The sequence below is a fragment of the Pseudomonas putida genome (assembly GCF_001636055.1).
GTDB classification, from domain to species: domain Bacteria; phylum Pseudomonadota; class Gammaproteobacteria; order Pseudomonadales; family Pseudomonadaceae; genus Aquipseudomonas; species Aquipseudomonas machongensis.
The window spans coordinates 66,574-84,132 of record NZ_CP011789.1; the positions used below are offsets into that span (position 1 = coordinate 66,574).

Consider the following 17,559-nt stretch of genomic DNA (forward strand, 5'->3'; position numbering starts at 1 on the left):
TGCCTCAATACTTGATGTAGGTGTACAGGGCCATGTTCACAGGCCTGGATTCGTTGCCGCCTGACGGATCGACGGTGACGGTGTGGGCATGAACGCCGTCCCCCAGCATGACCAAAGACGCGCTGTGGACGTGATTTCCGCCTGGATCTACGGCTTGGATGGAACGCACTGGTCCACCACCTGGGGCGACCAAATCCGGGTAGATGCCCGCTACGTCGTTGCTACCCATGCGAAGGGTATGAGGGTGAGTGCCGGACTCACCGATGGATACCGACGACCCCGGGTGGTAGTGCCAACCGTTTTCGCCCGTGACGGCGTAGTGGTTGTGGCTCTGGTTCTGGCTGTACTGCAAGGTGCTTTGCACCCGCCCTACGTCGAATCCACGGCCATCATCCATGTCGCGAAAGAACACGCCCCGGGTGTCGGGCAAGTTGAAGGTATTCACGCCGTCACCTGCCCCGTACAGGGTGCCGATCTCGGCATAGAGGCGGGAATAGGTCGTTCGACTGACTGCCGCGCCATTGCTCCGCAGGCATCCGGGCGGCGCGGTTCTGCTGAACGAGGTGACCAGGCTGCCCACCGGCAGGATCACTTCAGGGTTCAGGTTGCCCGTGTGGAACAGCTCGACGGTGGGGGTCCAGCTGCCGTCATTCTTTGTGGAACGCGCAAGCATTCGGACATTCGGGCCGCCTTGCTGGAATGCCAGCTGGGCCGCATGAGTTGAGGCCGCGTACGGCATGTTCAGCACGCTGCAGTAGTTGGTCAGGCTGGTCGCGCCATCCGTGAATGAATGGAAGCCGCCGGGTAGTCCTACCGTGTCGATCGGGCTGACCGGTGCTGCACTGGACCCCAGCCCTACCTCACCCCGCCGAATCGCGTCGGTGATGCCATACCCTGCCAGGGTGGTGGCTTTGTTGGCCTTGCTGTTGGGATTGAAGTTGTCTTCGCTCCATATCACGTTGCCGTTCCAACACAATACCCCGTTGGAAGTCATGGCCAAGGTTCCAGCGGTGACCGTTCCCCAATGAAAACCGAGGCGGGGAGCGTACTCGAACGCTCTGCTTGCGCTCTGAACCAAGCCTACTTCCCGGATCTCCAGCGCCGGCGTTTGATAGGTCTCGCCAGGCACCGGAGAGTAGAAGCGGGGCACCTGATCCGAATGACCGGTGTGCAATGCATCGGTGATGCCGTAGCCGGCCAGCGTGGTGGGCTTCCCGCTGTTGATCTTGCTCCAGTCGAGTGCAGGGATATCGCTCGGCAGCAGCAGCTGGTTACCGATGACTTGCCCCTTTGCGTTCACGACGGGCTTCGCCCAGGCGCCAGGTATGACGCCGCTATCCGCCAGAGTCAGGCGAATACCCACGTTTATCGACCCGTCGATGTCGGCCTGGCCGGTTGCATCGCCCAGGAAGGCCACCCGGCGCGCCGAGGCCCACCGGTGGGCTTTGCCCGCTGGGGTGGTGCCGTCTTCGAGGTCGGCGACCCGCTGGCGGACCTCTGCGACCGATCGCGCAGAGGCAAAATGCTTGACCAGCGGTCCATCGATCACTTCCACACCGCGCCGATCGACGATACCTGCAGCGCTGAGGTCGGCCAGCGGTACGCAGTAGTGCTGCACCCCCAGCGCGTCTTTCCAGTCGCCGAACGCGTTGGCGCCGCCGAACACCACCGCCCAGCGGGCTACCACGTCGCTCAGTTGTCGTTCCAGGACAACGTCCAACCAGGCTGTGGTCGGCAGCGCCGGCGGCATGATTGATGCTGCTTTAGCGTCGAGCCGAATACCCTCGACGTAAGCCGTTCCCGCTTTGACCTGGTACCCGGTCTCGGGCGTGCCGATCACCTGCAGCGCATCGTTGAAGAAACAGGCGCGCCCGTACACGTCGCGATTGCTCAGACGCTCGCGCTCATCAATCCCGGCCAGGCGTACGGTGAAATCATGCTGCCAGGTGCTGGCATCGATGGAGATCCCGGTCAGCTCCTGGGCGCCGCTGTACTCCACCAGGATGTTGCGGGTGATGTTGTTGCCGATCTGCACCGGTGGGATGTTGCGCCGCTTCTGCTGCAGCGGCAGATAGGCCACGGCGAACAGAACGCCCTCGGCGGACTCCAGGCCCAGCCAGTTCCAGTCGAAGTCCCCGATATCGCTGCCCAGCATCGAGCTGTAGACGACCTGGTTCGGGTTCACGTACCCGCTGTTCTCTGCCGGGATTTCGTAGGTGTGAACGATCTGCGCTGCCGGCGGCTTCGCTGCAGCGCGGTCGATCGGCTTTTCAGGATCCAGCCCGGGCACGTTGGCGTAGATGAAACGGGTGATGTGCAGGACTTCCTTTGCCCCCTGCTTCTGGGCAATCAGGCTTTCGCCGGCGAGGGTGATTCTGGCCACGGCGGGCTCCTACAGGCTGGCGACCAGCGTCTGCTGGTCGTCGTTGAAGTCGGCTGCGAGCACGCGCAGCGTCACAGGGGTGATCGACACGAAGTCATAGCGGCGGCACGTGCGCCCGTACTGCTGCACCAGGACGCGCAGCAGCTCGGGGTTTTCCGACAGCTGCGAGTCGGAAAGGCGCAGGAGCACCACGTCCCAGTCCCGATCGGGCATGCGCTCATCGATCTCGATGTAGCCCACGCCCAGGCGGCGCAAGATGCGCTTGAGGCCTGCCGTGCTGCCCGCGTCCACCGCGTTGATGAAGGCGTACTTCACGCGCAGGCGATACAGGCGCTCGGGCTCGTTGCTGAAGCGGGTGATGTCCCGCTGCCAGGCCATCAGATCCAGGATGGTCAGGTGGCAGGTCTCGGCGTCGGCCTGCAGGAGCGGCCACTGGACCCAGCCTTTCACCTTTTCCCACCAGGACTGCGCCGCTGCGGTGAGCTTGGCCAGCTCGGCACCGCCGAGCCAGAACGGCAGTTTCATGCGAATCATGCGAACGTCACCTGCAGGGTTGCGATGCGGGGGATATCCAGCTGCGACACGATGTCTTCGCCGGCGAAGCGCAGCGACTCGATTTCGGGAAACACCTGGTGCAGCTCCTCGCCCAGGCGGCTCAATGAAAAGCGCGACTGTGGGTAGGTCAGGGTCGGGCGGTAGTCGCTGGCGGTGCTTTCGCGGAACGCGGCGCGGATGAATAGCGCGATGTTGTCCTGCAGGGCTTGGGTCTGCAGGGCGGTGAGGTTTGGCCGGGGCCACACGGTCACGCTGATGGCATGCGGGGTTTCCGGCATGACGAACACGACCAGGTCATCACCATGGCCATGGTTCCCGCCGTCGCGGATGTGGGCGTTGATCTGCTCCAGGAACGATTCCGCCGGCACGCCGGCGTCGAACAGCACGTAGGCGTTCGCGCTACCAGGACCGCGTGGCGCGCCGTGTTCGAAGTAGATCCCATCGGGCCGCACGCCCGGGAACGCGGCGATCATGGCGCGATACACGGCGTCGGTGTGCCACTGGTTCACCGCACTGAACTGGTTACGGACGCGAAGGCGCAACTGGTCGTCCGGTTCCGGATCCGCACCCGGTGCAGTCATCCAGTCGTCTGCGTTGATGACCTGGGCAATCCCCGGTACCGGCTCGAGTAGGATCGCGTAATACCCCGGGGCCAGGTTGTAGCCGCTGCCGACCTCGCGGGCGCTGACTTTGACCGACACCTGCAGGCGCCCGTCTGGGAACGTCGCGTCCTCGATCGTCACCAGCTGGTAGACGTGCCCGTTGATCGCAGCGGACTGCACGATCACGCCGGCGGGCATCTGCAGCTCGCCGGCGGTGTTCTCGCGGGTGAACAGCAGCACGCCCTGGGCCTTGGTTGCGCCCTTGCGCTCGGTGTTCACCGCCCACGCCAGGGTGTCCAGCCAGGCACCGCTGGCCGTCTTGACGAAAAAGTTGGGCAGGACGGTGTCGCTCAGGAACGTCAGCAGCCACATGACAGGCTTGGTCACAAGCGCGGTCACGACCCGCCAGAACGGGCTGTATGCGCTGGTGTTGCTCAGCTTGCTGCCCTGGGCGGCCACCTCGGCCTCCCAGGCTTGGCGCAGGCCTGCCTCGTTCGTCGGAATGCCGGCATCGCTCAGCGCCCGGCGGAAATCTACGTCACTCACAGAAACACCTCGATGTCGCCGAATTTCAGGGTTTTGGCCGTGACCAGGTACACGCCTGGTCGGTCCTCGAGGATCCGGGCGGTGCCCGGTACCAGGCGTTCGTCGTCTTCCACCAGCAGCTCCAGCTGCAGGATGCAATCGGCTTGGCGTTGGCGGCTGCGCTCTGCCACCAGGGTCACCAGCAGGCCGCTCTCGCGGATCATGTGGGCGATGTCCTGGGCGATGCTGGCCCGGTCCTCGATCAGCAGCGGCTGGCGGGAGGGATCCAGGACCAGGTCGTTGTCCTGGATCAAAAGGTCGATGTACTCGCTCATCAGCCCACCGCCATGCCGATCATGTTTTCCAGCTCCAGCGGGGTCATTGGCTTGCTGCCGTTATTGATCTCCACCTTTTCAACGTGCATGCGTCGATCCTGGCTCTGTGTATTGTTCTGGATCTGCTTCATCAGCCCGCCCTGGGGCACCGCATTGGGCCGAACGGGGGTGATGCTGGGCGCAGCCTGTGCCAGGCGCTCGCGGCTACGTTCGGCCTGCTCGATCGGCGCGGTGACCTCGACCTGGACCGGCGCTGCAGGCATGGCTTCCATGCGCTTGAGCAGCGGCGCGATCGGTTCGACTGCAGGTGGCAGCGCTGCGGCCGGAGCGATCGCCGCCGGCGCAAGTGCTGCGCCTGGCAGTGTCTTGGGCTGTTGCTCGAGCACCTTGGCCACCGGTGCCGGCGGCTCAGCCGCGGCTGGCAGCGCGGCCATCAGTGGGGCCTCTGGCTGGACGGTCATCAGTGCCCGGGGCTCAGGCAGCGTCAGTGCCGGCGCTGGCATAGGCGTGACGCCGATCGGCACAGCCTGGCCAGGGATCTGCGGCACGCTGGGCGGCGTCGGCACGTCGCCGAAAGTGGTCTCGATGTTCACGCCCGGGATCTTGTTCAGCATGTCGATCAGGCCGCTGATGGCCTTCTGAAAGATCGCCACGATCCCATCCCATGCTGACTGCGCCATGGCTCCCCAGCCGCCCATCGAGCCGAACCAGTTGGCCAACTGTTGCACCTGGTCAGCGACCCACTGGAACGCCTGGGTGTTCATCAGCGCGCTGGTCCACTCGTCCCAGTACACGACAGCGGCCACGACCAGGGCGATCAAGGCGGCAATGCCCGCGATCACCAGGCCTACGGGGTTGGCCATCATGGCGGCGTTGACAAGCCAGATAGCGCCCTGCCACAGCAGCATGGCGCCCTTGGCCAGGCCGATGACCGCGATCATCGCGAGCACCCGGGCGACCAGGAGCACGCACTGGATGGAATGGGCGATGAACATCGCGATGCTGCGCCAGCCGGTCCAGGTCAGCAGCGCCCAGACGACGTTCAGGCCCAGCATGGCCATCTTGCTCAAGCCCACCACGATGCTCAGCGTGCTGATCGCGGCGGTGATGGCCAGCGTGGCCAGGGTGGCGATCCCCATCACCCGGGTGATGTTCGGGAACAGTTGAGTCCAGCGGGTCAGCGTCTTGCCGATATCGACCAGGCGCGTCATCAGTGGCTGCAGCATCGGTATCAGCGCCTGGCCGAAGGCGATGCGCAGCGCCTGGACCGCCGCGCCGAGCTGCTGCCAGGGATCGACCATGGCAGCGGCCATCTTCTCGGCCTGCTCCAGGCCCCGGACCTTGCCGAGCTGGTCAATGCCGTTCTTGAGGCGGTCAGTGTCCTGGGCCAGGGCGCCGATCACCTGGGCACCTTCACCGCCGAAGGCCTCGACCAGCTTGTTGTTCGCTGCAGCGTTGCGCAGATCCCCGAACTTGCCCTGCAGCTTGGCCAGGATGTCGAGCATCGGCAGAACCTTGCCGTTGGTGTCGGTGAACTTGATCCCCAGCTTGTCCGAGGCGTTGCTGATGTTCTCGAAAAAGGCCTTGTACCGTCCGCCGGCGTCGCCGCTCTCCATCGTGCTGGACAGGCTGCCCAGGACTGCCATCTGTTCGGCCAGGTCGATGCCCGAGGCGGTGGCGATCGCGCCCGCTTCCTTGAAGCCGTCTTTCATCTGCTCGCCGCTGGTCCTGAACAGCTGGACCGCCAGGGCGGTCTGGCCGCCCAGCTTTTCGACCCACTGGCTTTTGCCCATGGCGTCGGCCTGCTGCTTCTGCAGGTTGTACAGCGTGCCCACGTACTCGCTCATCACCGCTGTGTCGGACTTGGTGGCTTTGGCGAGCACGTTGCTGGTGTTGGTGAAGGTGGCCAGCTGGGAGCCGGCCAGGCCTTTGATGGCGCCCTCGATCTTGTACGCCGAGGAGACGAACGACGCGGCGTTCTCGCCGTAGGCAACGGAAAAGTCCAGGGACTTGGCGTTGAGCGCGTCCAGGGCGTCCTGGGCCACGCCCAGCGAGCGAACATCGCCCAAGGCGCGATTCACCTCCAGGGCCGGTGCCAGCGAGCCCTCGATGCCGGTCAGCGAGCCCCACAGGCCCGCCACGCCGGTACCGATCTGTTTGATGTTGGCTTCGCCCTTTTCCGCCAGGTCACTGAAACCCTTGGTCACCTTGGCCAGGGGTGCGGTGACTTTGTCAGTCAGCGACAGGATGAAGTCCAGGCGGCTGGATGCGTTGTTCGCGCTCATGGGGTGGTCAGCTTCCGTTGAATGCTCGTGCGATACCGTTGGCTACGGCGATTTCCATCCGCCGCCAGTGCTCGTCCTCCAGCCATTTGGCTGTGCCCAGGTTCTCGGGCGTCGGGGCGGCACCGGGTAGCCAGCGTTCGCCCAGGGCCAGCAGCTGGCCCAGGCCGTCCTCGGTCAGGCGCTCAGCGTGCTCGAGCGCTTTTTTACGACGACCTCGACTTTCGGCGAGAACTCTTCAACCAGGGCGCCGGCGATCTCCATCGCGGTGGTGGGGTGCGACAGCAGCGGCTTGAGCTTGGCTTTCTGGTCCTGGACCACAGCGTTCATCAGCAGGTTGTGGGACGGGGCGACCTTGTTCGCTTGGGTCAGGCCGTTGATGTACTTGGTCACCAGGGCGGTATCCATGACGAAGTCGAAGTCTTCGCCGCCGATTTCCAGGGTGATTTCAGCGCGTTCGGTCATTGCGGTATTGCTCCTGTAGTGGGTGGGGTCGTGCAAAGGATGCGGATGTGGCCCTGCAGGCCGAGAATCATTTTCTGGCTGAGGGCGAGCTGATCCCGGAGGGTGAAATAATCCGATCGAGCGTCTGCTGCGAGTTCGGCGGGGGCTGCATCAGCCACGCCGGCGGCGCCGGTACCGGAGCCGGTACGCACTGCGGGGCAGGTGGCTTTGACGAGCAGCCGCTGATCACGATCATCAACAGCGCGGCGCAGATCCTGGTTGCGTTTGAGTGCATCGGTCAGTTCCTGGAAGTGTTGGGCGTCGTTGGCGGCGGCGATCGCCAGGCGCTGCCCGGTGATGTGCGCGGCTTCGCGCAGGCCTGCAGCTTCTGTTTGCGCGGTGTCGCGCTCCAATCGGGCGTTGTCGCGCTGCTCGAGCACATGCGCGAACTCAAGCCAGGCCGCGCCGGCGACCAGGGCCACGGCCAGCAGAGCGATCAGGCCGCGCACAGGGCGGCCTCCTCAAGCCTGCGCGCGTGCAGCCCGGGTACAAACACCTTGCGGCCAGCGGCGTCGGTGACGTAGGCCCACACGGGGCGGCCATCGGCGCCCCAGGCCAGTGCCCGGCAGCCTTCCTTGATACGCCCGAGGTTGATCAGCACCAGGGCGCGGCTTGCGCAGGTCGATGGCGTGCCGACGTTGTGTCCGTGGCTGGACAGGGCGTCGAACGTGTTCTGGCTGATGCGCTCATTGGTCAGGCAGTCGGCCAGGGCCAGTTGCCCCTTGCGCGTCACCAGCTGCTCGACCTCGGCGCAGCGCGCCGGCGACCAGTAGTCGCCGACGATCACCGGATACGGGCTGGTGTAGCGAGTGATGCCCTTGCAGACGGTCGGCAGGCCCCGGGCAAGCTTGTCGGCGTAGACGACGTTCTGCCCTTCGCCTTCCCACTTGCCCAGGAACGCCATCAGCGTGCTGCTGCTCAGCACCAGGGCGACGGCCCCGGTCAGGATCTTGTTACGCAGGCTCATGGCTTGATCCTCCAGTCACGCAGCATCTGGCGGTATTTGGGGACCAGCAGGAGGATCTGCAGCACCATATAAACCGCCGTCAGCATGTAGGCGACCGCCGACCAATCGACGGCGCCGGTCACGCCGGTGGCGGCGACCCCGATCGCGGGCGAGGCCTTGGCCAGCGCGATCGCGGTGTCCTGTGCGGCCTGGTTCGTGCTCATCGCTGGCCCCTTTTCTCGAAAGTGGATTGGCACGGGACGCAGCGGGTCATGCCGCCCAGGGCGCGGCGCGCCTCCGGGATCTCGTCGCCGCAATCGTCGCAATGGGTGAGGCTTGGCCCTGTCGCCGGCCCTCTGCCTCGAGCAGCGGCGATCGCCTGGTCACGCTGACGCTGTTCCAGGGCCTGGGCGCGGTCGAAAGGGCAGACCATCAGCTCAGGCCCTCAGTCTCGCGGGCGGCCAGGTACGGCACGCCGTTGATGCGGATGAAGTCCGGGCTGGTGACATCGAATGGCAGCTTATGCTTCGACTTCTCGCCGCCCTTGGCGTCGATGTTCAGCAGGCTGGAGACCTTGAACTTGCAGCCGAAGGCCTCCACGCGGATCTCGTCGGTGGGGGTCTTCGCATAGAACAGCTGATCGAAGGCCTCCAGCTCGCGGAAGCTGCCGGCCTTGCCGGCGGCCTCGATCACCAGGTTGAAGTTCGTGGTGTCAAGCTCCAGCTCGCCGCTGGCGGCCACGTCGCCCTCGACCCAGCCGTCTGGCACGCCCTTGGTCTGCGCGACGGCGCTGTTGTCGGTGATATCGAGGGTCGCGGTTTCGACGTGAATCATCAGGTCGCCCACGGTGATATCGAAGTTCTTGCCACTGATTTTGGCCATGCGGGGTTACTCCTGGGCGTCCTGGGAAAGGTCCAGCGCGATATTCGCGGTGATGTCCTTGGGGCAGTTGTGTGGGCGGATCTGCAGGAAGACCTCGACCTGTGTGCGGCTCTTCCAAACGATGACCAGGTCACCGTCCTTGGGCGTCTGGATCTCGCCCGGGAAGACCTCGCCGGCGAACTTCACCGCCTTGGCCATGCGGCGCAACGGCGCCATCAGGGCCATAGTGTTGGTGGCCATGCTGGTGGCGCTGCTGTTCAGGCGACGATCGCCGATGCGGCGGATCAGCAAAGGCCGGACCTGGCGCGCAGCCTTGTCAGCGAGGCGCAGGTACTCCAGCACTTGGAAGTCGCTGCCGGCGGTGTCCAGCAGGTTCGCATCGCCCCAGTACACGCCTTCGTAGTCGGGATAGGTTTGGGAGACGGAGAAGCGCGACTTGTCCAGCTCGCTGCGGATCGCAGACGGCAGCGGAACGTTTTCCTTGTCCTGGGGAACGGCGCCCAGACCCAGCAGCGGACCGCTGGCCACACGCATAGGGCTGTCGGCGATGCTCCAGGCCGCGTTGGCCAGGCGCCCGGCCAGCACGCCCAGGTCATTGCCGTGCAGCTGCGGCACGACGACAACCCGGGGCGCAGCAATGCCGGCAGTGATCGCCTTCTGCTCGACCAGGTATTCGGACCAGGTCGCGGTCGGCAGGATGCCGGCGGACGCCGCCAGCACGAACGAACGGCGCCCGTACTTCGCATTCAGTTGCTCGGCGGCAGTATGCATGGCCAGCAGCTCGGCGCCGGCGGTCACCGGTTTGGTGATGACCACGGCCTCGACCGAAAAGCCCTGCTGCTGGGCCAGTTCCAGGGCGGTGGCCCAGTCGCCTTCGGCGCCGATCGGCGCGGCCAGGCAGGCCCAGCGGTCGCCGCCGTTCGCTCGGGCTGCGATGACCTGGGTTTTCAGGTCACTGCCTGCAGCGCCGAGGTCGTTGTCCAGGTCGCTGTCGGTGTTGAGCGGCAGCAGCTTGCCGACGTTCTTGCCGGCGGGGCCGATGAAAAGGAAATAGCGCTCAATCTCGGTCACGGCGCCCTGGCCGCGGTTGAGATTGTTGGTACTGACTTTGCCGAGTGCCATGCGGAGCCTCGTTATCGGGGTGAATGGATGATTTGTTCCATGACCTGGGCGACCAGGGCGCTGGACTCCTGGGCGCTCGCCCCCAGGAACTGGCGTTTCGGGAGCTTGATTTCCCAGCTCTCGGCACCGGTGGTTTCGCCTTGCTCCTCGTCCAGGACGCGGATCAGCAGACCGGCTTGCATGAAGCTGACATGCTCGAGGATCCAGGCGACGGGTGGACGGGTGAGGCGTTTCTTGCCTTCCTGGCGCACGCGGAAGCCCAGGCGGCGCAAGCGCTTGGCCTGCTTGGACGTGGACTTGGCGCCGGGCTCGACCTTGTTCCACTTGCGCATCTGGCGCGCTGTGCGGCGCTCGGACGACCCGTTGTGCTGCTGCGCCGCGACCCAGCTGGTGAGGCCGTTGCGCCATCCCAGGACGGCCTCGTCCTGGTCCACGCGGGTCACCTGCAGGAGCTTGCCCAGGCCGGCCTCCATGCGTTTCTGCCCGGGTTCCTTGCGCTTGCGCGGCACGAACGGCGTCCCGTCCAGGTTCTGCTGGGCGCGGATCCGCTTGTTGCTCAGCGTGCGCACACGCTTGGAAACGCGGTTGAGCAGGCGCCGGCGCAGCTGCGGCGGCAGCTTGAGCAGAGCCAGCTGGTCCTGGACGCTGAGCATGCCGCGCACGTCCTGGGAGAAAACCCTACTGGCCACGGCGGATCACCTCGCCTTGCTCGGCAAGCCACAGGTCAAACGGAATGAATGACCAGGTGCTGCCGAAGGCCTCGATCTCGCCGGCGTCGTCCTCGGCCAGGTACTGCGGTTCGATAAAGTCCAGGACCAGCTCCACGTCGAACAGATCGTTGTCCAGGTCCAGCGGCTCGATCGCGAACGCCGGCGCCGCCAGGTCATGCCGGTGGCGGTCTGGATCGTGGGTTTCCAGCCAGCTGCCCACCAGGGCCATCAGGCGCCCGGGGTGGCCGTTGAACCGCTCCAGGTTGATCACAGCGCGATAGCGCATGTCGCCCATGTGCAGGCCGCGCTCGGTCTCTGCCCAGACCAGGTGCAGGTCCACCTGCTCGCTGTACGATTCCAGCTGCTCCTCCGGTACCAGCTCGCGCTCGAGCAGGTAGGCGGTCAGTCCCTTGAGGCCGTTCACTGCAGCGATACCGTGATGCGGCTGCGGCCCTGCAGGGCGCGGATCGCCTGCTGACTGAACGCCAGGTACTGGTCGGCCCGCTCGGGTGCTTCCTTGCCGGTGTTCTCGGCGATTTCGCGCCGGGTGACGGTTGCATAGTCGGTCAGGGCGGTGGCCTTGGCGCGGCAGTACACGGCGCGCTTGTACAGCTTCACCTTGAATGCGCGCTCCTCGAGGAGCAGCGGGTCAGCGGTGGCCACCTCGGTGATGCCCAGGCTCTTCCAGCTGTTCGCCAGCTTGCGCAGATCCTGGTTCACCTCGGCCATGGCCAGTTCAAGTTGAGTGACCAGCACCTCGCTCAGGTACTCGCCCGGCAGGCGGTAAGCCTTCTGGTATTCAGCCAGCGAGAGGTCCGGCCAAAAGCCGTTGTTCTCGATGGTCTGTTCCACAACCGTGGCGGATTTGCCTGAAAAGCTCATTGCTGGTCACTCGAAAAGGGCGGGAAACACCGTTGCGACGGGGCGGGGCCACAAGTGGTCGTCTCGTTTCACGGGTTCCCGCTGGGGGGGTAGTCGTTATGCGGTGGTAGCCGCCGCCTCTGCCGCTTTGGCCTGCTCTTTACGCAGGGCCTTGCGGGCGTTCTCGAGCCGGGTGTCTACGCCGACCTTCGGATACAGCTGGGTGGCGCGCTCCAGGTGCGTGATGGCCTTGGCCCAGTCCTTCGCTTCCACGGCACGAATGCCGATGAGCTTGTGGTACTTGGCCGGGATCTGCTCCGGCAGTCGCCATTCGCCGTCTACACGCGGCAGCAGGTCGGACAGGTACGGCTCGGGGCTGCGGCCTGCCTTGTACTCGTCATAGGCCCATTCGCAGATCGCATCAGCGACAAACGTCTGGATATCGCGGCGATTGAAGCGCTCGGGCATTTCCTGGCCCTGGGCGATCGCGATGTCTGCCAGCTCCAGCGCGTCCTCGAACTGGACGGTGTCGAACAGCCAGATCACGACTTGCACAAGCACGCGGTTCGGAAAGACCAGACCGGACTCGACGTAGCGCTGGACGTAGTCCTGGTACTTGGGCAGCAGTTCGTTGCGCTTGAGGTCTTGGCGGCTGGCCAGGCCGTTGATCGCACTCAGGCGCGCCAGATCCTCGTCCAGGCCGGCGACCATCAGTGCCAGGTGCTTGCGGGCATTGGCCGGGCTGCTCAGGGCCTCACCAGGTGAGTACGGCAGGGCAGCTGCAGCGGCCACCTGGGCTACTGCAGCGGTGCCCTGGGCGAGCAAGCGGCGCTTGTGCTCCAGGGCGAGGCTCATACCAGCTCCACCGAGTCGGATTCCAGGTAGGCGAACTTACCCAGCTGCTCGATCACGTAGCCCTCGTTACGCCCGTTGTAGTCTTCGACGCGGGAGCGCTTCGGGTTCTCGAGCAGGTGACGACGCCAGCTGCTGTCCTGGAAGTAGATCGACAGGTTGTCCCAGGAGGTGACCAGGATCCCCTTCGGCGGGAAGAACGGGATCAGGAACGACGGCTTGCCGCCATAGGTGGCGATGACCTGCGCGTCCTCGATGCGCTCCTTCTCGGTCGGGGTCTGGCCTTGTGCTGCGTACAACTTGCCCTTGTCGTGCGCCAGGAGATCCGAACCGATGATGGCCACCAGGTCGCCCTCGTCGCGGAACACCGGATCGATCATCTGGGTCACGTCGTGGACGGCTTCGTCGAGGTTCTGGTAATTGCCACCTTTGCCGATCTTGATCTTCTGCGCCGGGTCAGCAGCTTTCAGCACCTGCTCCGGGATCTGCTCGCGGGCGATTTGCAGCCAGCCCTTGTTCACGTCCTCGAGCATGGGGAACTTGGCCATGTCGGTTTGCGGTGCCGCGTGGGTGCCGTGCCAGCCGATGAGGATCCGGTCCAGCGCGATGCGCTTCTGCACCGCTGCCAGGTACTTCTGTGCGAACTCGGGGAACTTCGCCCAGGCGTCGATGGTGGCGAACTTCAGGGCCACATCGGTCTCGGTGTGGAACAGCTCGTACAGGTTGTTCTTCAGGTCGAGCAGGTGGCGCGGCTCGCGGTCGTTCTTGTCGGTGTCGGTCCGGCTGCTGGCCGGGCCGCTCAGGCCCAGCAGCACCTTCTCGCCCTTGATCTCGCTGACCGGCACGACGTTGATGCGGGACAGGAAGTCCACGCGCTCGGTGATCTGCTCGTTCAGTTCCTGGGCGTGGGTCGGTTCCACGGCAAAGGTGCGGGTGGCGTCATCGATGCTGTACGCCTCGGCCAGGTCGTCCTGGAGCTGCAAGTAGGCCGTTGCAGCGCGTTGCGACAGGGCGCCCATCAGCGCAGCCCCCCGCCGCGTTTCTTGCCATCAGCCGGGCCAGTGTTGCGTTTGACCGGGCGACGGCTCGAGGCGGTGTTCAGCATCTTGGTCATGTTCTCGTTGAGCTCGTCGATGCGGGCGCTCAACTCCTTGACCTCGTCCTTGCCTTTGCCCTTGCCGCTTTTGCCGTCCTGGCGGTTGAACTCACGGTTCTCATCGGCCTCGTCGACCACGTCCTGGACCGCGGTACCCACGGCGTCGACCTGCTCCTGGCTATCGCCGGTGTCAACGCCTTCCAAGGCTGGCTCCAGCACAGCCTGGAAGCCGGCCAGAATGATCACGAGTTGGTCTGTCAGCGCCTTGAGCGCCTTGGCTGTTGCTTCATCCATCGGTTTGGTCTCGTCGGGTGAGTTGGTGTTAGAAGTGGTGTCGGCGAAGCGCTTGCAAAGGCCGGTCAGTGCATTGAAAAAGCGGCGCAACTCGCCCGGCTGGTCGCTTCCCTCTCGAAGCGAGCCCAGCTCAACAGGGGCGCATAAATAGGTGTTCTTGCTGTAGTGCTTGCCTTTGCGGGCACGCCTGGAGAAATACAGCTCCTGGGTACCCAGGCTTGCCGGCTCGTCCGTGACGGCCAGACCGGTGAGGTAGTGGCGCCCGGTTTTGGCGAAGTCCGGCCAGATCTCAACGCTGGTGAATAGCTTTTCGCCCTGGTCGTTCAACTGCAGTAGCTTGTCGTTGGGCTTGAGTTGGGCTTCGAGGGCGACCTGGCCGGGCTGCAGCTCGGGATCGTCGTCTTCGGTCACCAGGCGCACGGCGAATACGGTGCCGTGGGAGCCAGGCCAGCGTTCGTGCTCACTCCAGATCACTGCGGTGTAGCGAGACGGTTTGTAGGTGTCCGCACAGTCGCGCAGCTCCTCGACTGTGATCTCGCGGCCATCTGCGGTTGGGCCGCTAAGAGCTACGCGTTTCCAGGAGGAGACAAGGGATCTGGGCATCGGTTGGAGCGCTCGGTGGTGATCGATGAGCGCAACGATAGGGAGCCATTCGGCACCGGCCAAACGCTTTGTTTCCGTGCCGCCCCTATCTCATCGTTATAGGAGAAACTAGGAGTTTTCCCCGAAGTTTGTGGGTTGTTCGGCGCATAGACTCCGCCCCATGAACTACTCGATAGAAGTCAAAGAGGCCGCCAAGCGGCTGTACCTGCGCCGTGCCTCGGTGAAGGAAATCCAGGCTCAGTTGAAGCTGCCCAACGTGCGCATCATCTACTACTGGATACGCCAGGGCAGTTGGGACGACATGCTCACTGATGAGGAGCCACTGACCGCGATCAGCCGGCGGATCACGCTCATCTGCGAGAAGCAGGAGACGCTGACGAAGGGCGACCTGGACGAGCTGGACCGGCTCACTGCCGTGCGTGAAAAGCTGATCAAGCAGGCCAGCAAGCCCCCGGCGCCGGCGGCGCCGAGCGAGTCACCGCAAGGGCAGGCCGATCAGGAGCAAGGCCAGCGCCGTGAGCGGCGCGGCGGCGGTGGGAAGAAGCGAGAGAAGCCGGCCAAGAACGACATCAGCGGTCTGACCGAGGTGGACTTCCTGGATAAGTTCATCTCCAAAATGTATCGGTACCAGCAGGAGTTGTTCGCGGCGAAGCAGAACCCGCTCACCTGCAGGCTGCGCAACATCCTGAAAAGCCGGCAGGTCGGCCTGACTTACTACTTCGCCGGCGAGGCCTTCATGGATGCCGTGCTGACTGGCGACAACCAGGTTTTCCTGTCGGCCAGCCGCGCCCAGTCGGAGATTTTCCGCAGCTACATCATCCAGTTCGCCAAGCAATGGTTCGGTATCGAGCTGACCGGTAACCCGATCACACTGAGCAATGGCGCAGAACTGCGCTTCCTGAGCACGAACAGCAGCACCGCCCAGGGCTACCACGGGCACGTATACGTCGATGAGTACTTCTGGATCCGCGACTTCGAGAAGCTGAGCACCGTGGCCAGCGCCATGGGCACCCATAAGAAGTGGCGCAAGACCTATTTCTCCACGCCGAGCGCGGTAAGCCATCAGGCGTACCCCTTCTGGACGGGCGAAGCCTTCCGCAACGACAAACGCCGCAAGAAAGCTGCAGGAGAGTGGCCTTCGGAGGCTTCATACACCCAGGGCGCCCTGTGCCCGGATGGCCAATGGCGCAAGACCATCACCCTGGACGACGCCATTGCCGGCGGTTGCGATCTGTTCGACGTGGCCCAGCTCGAGCTGGAGTATGACGAAGACAAGTTCCAGCAGTTGTTCTACTGCAAGTTCATCGACAGCACACAGAGTGCGTTCGGCCTCAAGGATCTGGAAGGCTGCTACTCCGACCTGATGCTATGGGACGACTACGACCAGGATGCCGATCGCCCGTTCGGTGACAGCCCTGTCTGGATCGGCTACGACCCAAGCCGTACACGCGATGACGCGACATGCGTGATCGTCGCGCCGCCGGCAGAGCCAGGTGGCAATTTCAGGATCCTGGAAAAGTACAGCTGGCGGGGACAGTCGTTCACCTACCAGGCAGCGCAGATCAAGCAACTGACCACACGCTTCAACGTGCAGCACATCGGTATCGATACCACCGGGGTGGGCATCGGTGTGTACGACGTGGTTTGCGACTTCTATCCGCGTGCGCAGCGCATCCACTACAGCCTCGAAACGAAAACGACGCTCGTCCTCAAGGCCCAGGACGTGATCCGCGCCGGACGGATCGAGTGGGACGCAGGGTGGACCGATATCGCCCAGGCGTTCCTGACGATCAAGCGCGGCACTACCGCCGGCGGCCAGATCACATTCAGCGCCTCGAGGACCGAGGCCACCGGACACGCCGACATCGCCTGGGCTGTGATGCATGCCCTTCACAACGAACCCTTGAACACCAACAAGCGGCGCAAGAGCCGCTACCTCACGAGCGGAAGCTATGCCCAGACGACAGAGAAAACCTCAAGCCCCGCAAGCGCCGGCGCAACAGCCCACACGCGTGTTCACGTTCGGGGAGCCAGAGCAGGTGCTGACGGCCAATATCGGCGAGTACCTGGGCATCTTTCCCACCGACGACGGGCGCCTGTACAAACCGCCGGTGTCTCGCGTCGGCCTGGCCAAGTTGCTGCGCGCCAACGCGCACCACGGCGCCATCCCGAAGTTCAAGCGCAACCTGCTGCTGCGTGAGTTCATCCCGTCAGAAGGCTGCAGCGCTCAGACGATGAGCTGTGCAGCCCTGGACTACATGGTGTTCGGGGAGGCGTACTTCCTGGCGCACGAGAACTTCCTGGGGCATGTCCTGGAGCTCGAGCACCTGCCGGCGATCAACATGCGCGTAAAGGTGGACGGCGGTTTCGTCATGTTGCTGCAGAACGGGCAGGAGGAGGAGTACGACCAGGACGAGATCGTCCACATCAAAGACTACGACGTTGAGCAGAATATCTACGGCATCCCGGACTACCTGGGCGGCCTACAGGCGCTGCTGCTCAACGAAGCGGCGACCCTGTTCCGCCGGCGCTACTACAGCAATGGTGCGCACGCAGGCTACATCTTCTACACCAACGACCCCAACCTGTCCGAGGAGGACGAAGACAACCTTCGGGCCCAGATCAGTGCGAGTAAGGGGGTGGGTAACTTCCGCTCGATGTTCGTGAACATACCTGGCGGGGCCGAAAACGCGATCAAGATCATCCCGGTAGGGGACTTCCAGGCGAAGGACGAACTGGAGAAGGTCAAGAATATCACCCGGAACGACATCATCGCGGCCTGGCGGATGAACCCCGCCCTGGCCGGCATCATCCCCGAGAATACAGGCGGTTTCGGCGATATCGAGAAGATCGATCGGGTCTACACCAGCAACGAAATCAGGCCGATCTGCCAACTGTTCAGTCAGATCAATGAGGCGCTACGCGAAGACAGGCGAATCTACTGGAGATTCGAGCTAAAACCAGACGAAAACCCTACAAAAGACAACACTTTGTAGCTGTTTCAACC

General features: G+C 64.1%; 21 protein-coding genes. 2 read left to right on the top strand and 19 right to left on the bottom strand.

Annotated features, from left to right (window positions below; all coding sequences use genetic code 11):
- Positions 1-4 precede the first annotated feature (4 nt).
- The 19 genes from AB688_RS27375 to AB688_RS00375 form a co-directional block, all read right to left on the bottom strand.
- Positions 5-2,383 carry a phage tail protein gene (locus tag AB688_RS27375; RefSeq protein ID WP_063541458.1) on the bottom strand — a complete coding sequence of 793 codons (2,379 nt, stop codon included), beginning with the start codon at positions 2,381-2,383 and terminating at the stop codon, positions 5-7.
- Between the two features lie 9 nt (positions 2,384-2,392).
- Positions 2,393-2,917 (bottom strand): phage tail protein, encoded by a 525-nt coding sequence (locus tag AB688_RS00295; RefSeq protein WP_063541460.1) that lies wholly within the window; start codon positions 2,915-2,917, stop codon positions 2,393-2,395.
- Complete coding sequence (locus tag AB688_RS00300; RefSeq protein WP_063541462.1) at positions 2,914-4,086, bottom strand: baseplate J/gp47 family protein; 1,173 nt, start codon at positions 4,084-4,086, stop codon at positions 2,914-2,916. Before AB688_RS00300 ends, AB688_RS00295 begins: the two co-directional genes overlap by 4 nt.
- Positions 4,083-4,400: a DUF2590 family protein gene (locus AB688_RS00305; protein WP_063541464.1), complete on the bottom strand. Its 318-nt coding sequence runs from the start codon at positions 4,398-4,400 to the stop codon at positions 4,083-4,085. Before AB688_RS00305 ends, AB688_RS00300 begins: the two co-directional genes overlap by 4 nt.
- Positions 4,400-6,685, bottom strand: coding sequence for a phage tail tape measure protein (locus AB688_RS00310; protein ID WP_063541466.1), 2,286 nt, complete (start codon positions 6,683-6,685; stop codon positions 4,400-4,402). Before AB688_RS00310 ends, AB688_RS00305 begins: the two co-directional genes overlap by 1 nt.
- 7 nt (positions 6,686-6,692) lie before the next feature.
- Positions 6,693-6,839 carry a DUF6890 family protein gene (locus tag AB688_RS27420; RefSeq protein WP_419555273.1) on the bottom strand — a complete coding sequence of 49 codons (147 nt, stop codon included), beginning with the start codon at positions 6,837-6,839 and terminating at the stop codon, positions 6,693-6,695.
- Between the two features lie 20 nt (positions 6,840-6,859).
- Entirely contained in the window at positions 6,860-7,147 is a 288-nt protein-coding gene (locus tag AB688_RS00315; protein ID WP_063541468.1) for a putative phage tail assembly chaperone, read from the bottom strand.
- Positions 7,144-7,635, bottom strand: a complete 492-nt coding sequence (locus AB688_RS00320; protein ID WP_063541470.1) for a lysis system i-spanin subunit Rz — start codon at positions 7,633-7,635, stop codon at positions 7,144-7,146. The genes AB688_RS00315 and AB688_RS00320 overlap by 4 nt, the downstream gene beginning before the upstream one ends.
- Positions 7,623-8,153 (bottom strand): lysozyme, encoded by a 531-nt coding sequence (locus tag AB688_RS00325; protein WP_063541472.1) that lies wholly within the window; start codon positions 8,151-8,153, stop codon positions 7,623-7,625. The genes AB688_RS00320 and AB688_RS00325 overlap by 13 nt, the downstream gene beginning before the upstream one ends.
- Positions 8,150-8,356: a hypothetical protein gene (locus AB688_RS00330; protein ID WP_063541474.1), complete on the bottom strand. Its 207-nt coding sequence runs from the start codon at positions 8,354-8,356 to the stop codon at positions 8,150-8,152. Before AB688_RS00330 ends, AB688_RS00325 begins: the two co-directional genes overlap by 4 nt.
- Positions 8,353-8,565: a TraR/DksA family transcriptional regulator gene (locus AB688_RS00335; RefSeq protein WP_063541476.1), complete on the bottom strand. Its 213-nt coding sequence runs from the start codon at positions 8,563-8,565 to the stop codon at positions 8,353-8,355. Before AB688_RS00335 ends, AB688_RS00330 begins: the two co-directional genes overlap by 4 nt.
- Positions 8,565-9,014: a DUF2597 family protein gene (locus tag AB688_RS00340; RefSeq protein ID WP_063541478.1), complete on the bottom strand. Its 450-nt coding sequence runs from the start codon at positions 9,012-9,014 to the stop codon at positions 8,565-8,567. The genes AB688_RS00335 and AB688_RS00340 overlap by 1 nt, the downstream gene beginning before the upstream one ends.
- A gap of 6 nt (positions 9,015-9,020) precedes the next feature.
- A complete protein-coding gene (locus tag AB688_RS00345; protein WP_063541480.1) occupies positions 9,021-10,136 on the bottom strand; it encodes a DUF2586 domain-containing protein in 1,116 nt (371 codons plus the stop codon).
- An 11-nt stretch (positions 10,137-10,147) separates the two neighbouring features.
- Positions 10,148-10,789, bottom strand: coding sequence for a phage virion morphogenesis protein (locus tag AB688_RS00350; protein WP_063541482.1), 642 nt, complete (start codon positions 10,787-10,789; stop codon positions 10,148-10,150).
- Positions 10,790-10,814: 25 nt separating this feature from the next.
- Positions 10,815-11,270 (bottom strand): phage tail protein, encoded by a 456-nt coding sequence (locus AB688_RS00355; RefSeq protein WP_063541484.1) that lies wholly within the window; start codon positions 11,268-11,270, stop codon positions 10,815-10,817.
- Entirely contained in the window at positions 11,267-11,728 is a 462-nt protein-coding gene (locus AB688_RS00360; protein ID WP_063541486.1) for a head completion/stabilization protein, read from the bottom strand. The genes AB688_RS00355 and AB688_RS00360 overlap by 4 nt, the downstream gene beginning before the upstream one ends.
- A gap of 96 nt (positions 11,729-11,824) precedes the next feature.
- Complete coding sequence (gene gpM / locus AB688_RS00365) at positions 11,825-12,562, bottom strand: phage terminase small subunit (protein WP_063541488.1); 738 nt, start codon at positions 12,560-12,562, stop codon at positions 11,825-11,827.
- Positions 12,559-13,578 (bottom strand): phage major capsid protein, P2 family, encoded by a 1,020-nt coding sequence (locus tag AB688_RS00370; protein WP_063541490.1) that lies wholly within the window; start codon positions 13,576-13,578, stop codon positions 12,559-12,561. Before AB688_RS00370 ends, gpM begins: the two co-directional genes overlap by 4 nt.
- Positions 13,578-14,552 carry a GPO family capsid scaffolding protein gene (locus AB688_RS00375; protein WP_063546586.1) on the bottom strand — a complete coding sequence of 325 codons (975 nt, stop codon included), beginning with the start codon at positions 14,550-14,552 and terminating at the stop codon, positions 13,578-13,580. Before AB688_RS00375 ends, AB688_RS00370 begins: the two co-directional genes overlap by 1 nt.
- Before the next feature lie 160 nt (positions 14,553-14,712).
- Here AB688_RS00375 and AB688_RS00380 point away from each other — a divergent pair, with 160 nt between their 5' ends.
- Together AB688_RS00380 and AB688_RS00385 are read left to right on the top strand one after the other, a co-directional pair.
- Positions 14,713-16,752 carry a terminase large subunit domain-containing protein gene (locus tag AB688_RS00380; RefSeq protein WP_063541492.1) on the top strand — a complete coding sequence of 680 codons (2,040 nt, stop codon included), beginning with the start codon at positions 14,713-14,715 and terminating at the stop codon, positions 16,750-16,752.
- Entirely contained in the window at positions 16,664-17,548 is an 885-nt protein-coding gene (locus tag AB688_RS00385; RefSeq protein WP_063541494.1) for a phage portal protein, read from the top strand. Before AB688_RS00380 ends, AB688_RS00385 begins: the two co-directional genes overlap by 89 nt.
- Positions 17,549-17,559 lie beyond the last annotated feature (11 nt).

Excerpts from the sequence above, each read along its gene's own strand:
- AB688_RS00295 (WP_063541460.1), bottom strand. The coding sequence starts at position 2,917 with ATGATTCGCATGAAACTGCCGTTCTGGCTCGGCGGTGCCGAGCTGGCC.
- AB688_RS00305 (WP_063541464.1), bottom strand. The coding sequence starts at position 4,400 with ATGAGCGAGTACATCGACCTTTTGATCCAGGACAACGACCTGGTCCTG.
- AB688_RS00310 (WP_063541466.1), bottom strand. The coding sequence starts at position 6,685 with ATGAGCGCGAACAACGCATCCAGCCGCCTGGACTTCATCCTGTCGCTG.
- AB688_RS00315 (WP_063541468.1), bottom strand. The coding sequence starts at position 7,147 with ATGACCGAACGCGCTGAAATCACCCTGGAAATCGGCGGCGAAGACTTC.
- AB688_RS00325 (WP_063541472.1), bottom strand. The coding sequence starts at position 8,153 with ATGAGCCTGCGTAACAAGATCCTGACCGGGGCCGTCGCCCTGGTGCTG.
- AB688_RS00330 (WP_063541474.1), bottom strand. The coding sequence starts at position 8,356 with ATGAGCACGAACCAGGCCGCACAGGACACCGCGATCGCGCTGGCCAAG.
- AB688_RS00335 (WP_063541476.1), bottom strand. The coding sequence starts at position 8,565 with ATGGTCTGCCCTTTCGACCGCGCCCAGGCCCTGGAACAGCGTCAGCGT.
- AB688_RS00340 (WP_063541478.1), bottom strand. The coding sequence starts at position 9,014 with ATGGCCAAAATCAGTGGCAAGAACTTCGATATCACCGTGGGCGACCTG.
- AB688_RS00345 (WP_063541480.1), bottom strand. The coding sequence starts at position 10,136 with ATGGCACTCGGCAAAGTCAGTACCAACAATCTCAACCGCGGCCAGGGC.
- AB688_RS00350 (WP_063541482.1), bottom strand. The coding sequence starts at position 10,789 with ATGCTCAGCGTCCAGGACCAGCTGGCTCTGCTCAAGCTGCCGCCGCAG.
- AB688_RS00360 (WP_063541486.1), bottom strand. The coding sequence starts at position 11,728 with ATGAGCTTTTCAGGCAAATCCGCCACGGTTGTGGAACAGACCATCGAG.
- gpM (WP_063541488.1), bottom strand. The coding sequence starts at position 12,562 with ATGAGCCTCGCCCTGGAGCACAAGCGCCGCTTGCTCGCCCAGGGCACC.
- AB688_RS00370 (WP_063541490.1), bottom strand. The coding sequence starts at position 13,578 with ATGGGCGCCCTGTCGCAACGCGCTGCAACGGCCTACTTGCAGCTCCAG.
- AB688_RS00375 (WP_063546586.1), bottom strand. The coding sequence starts at position 14,552 with ATGCCCAGATCCCTTGTCTCCTCCTGGAAACGCGTAGCTCTTAGCGGC.
- AB688_RS00380 (WP_063541492.1), top strand. The coding sequence starts at position 14,713 with ATGAACTACTCGATAGAAGTCAAAGAGGCCGCCAAGCGGCTGTACCTG.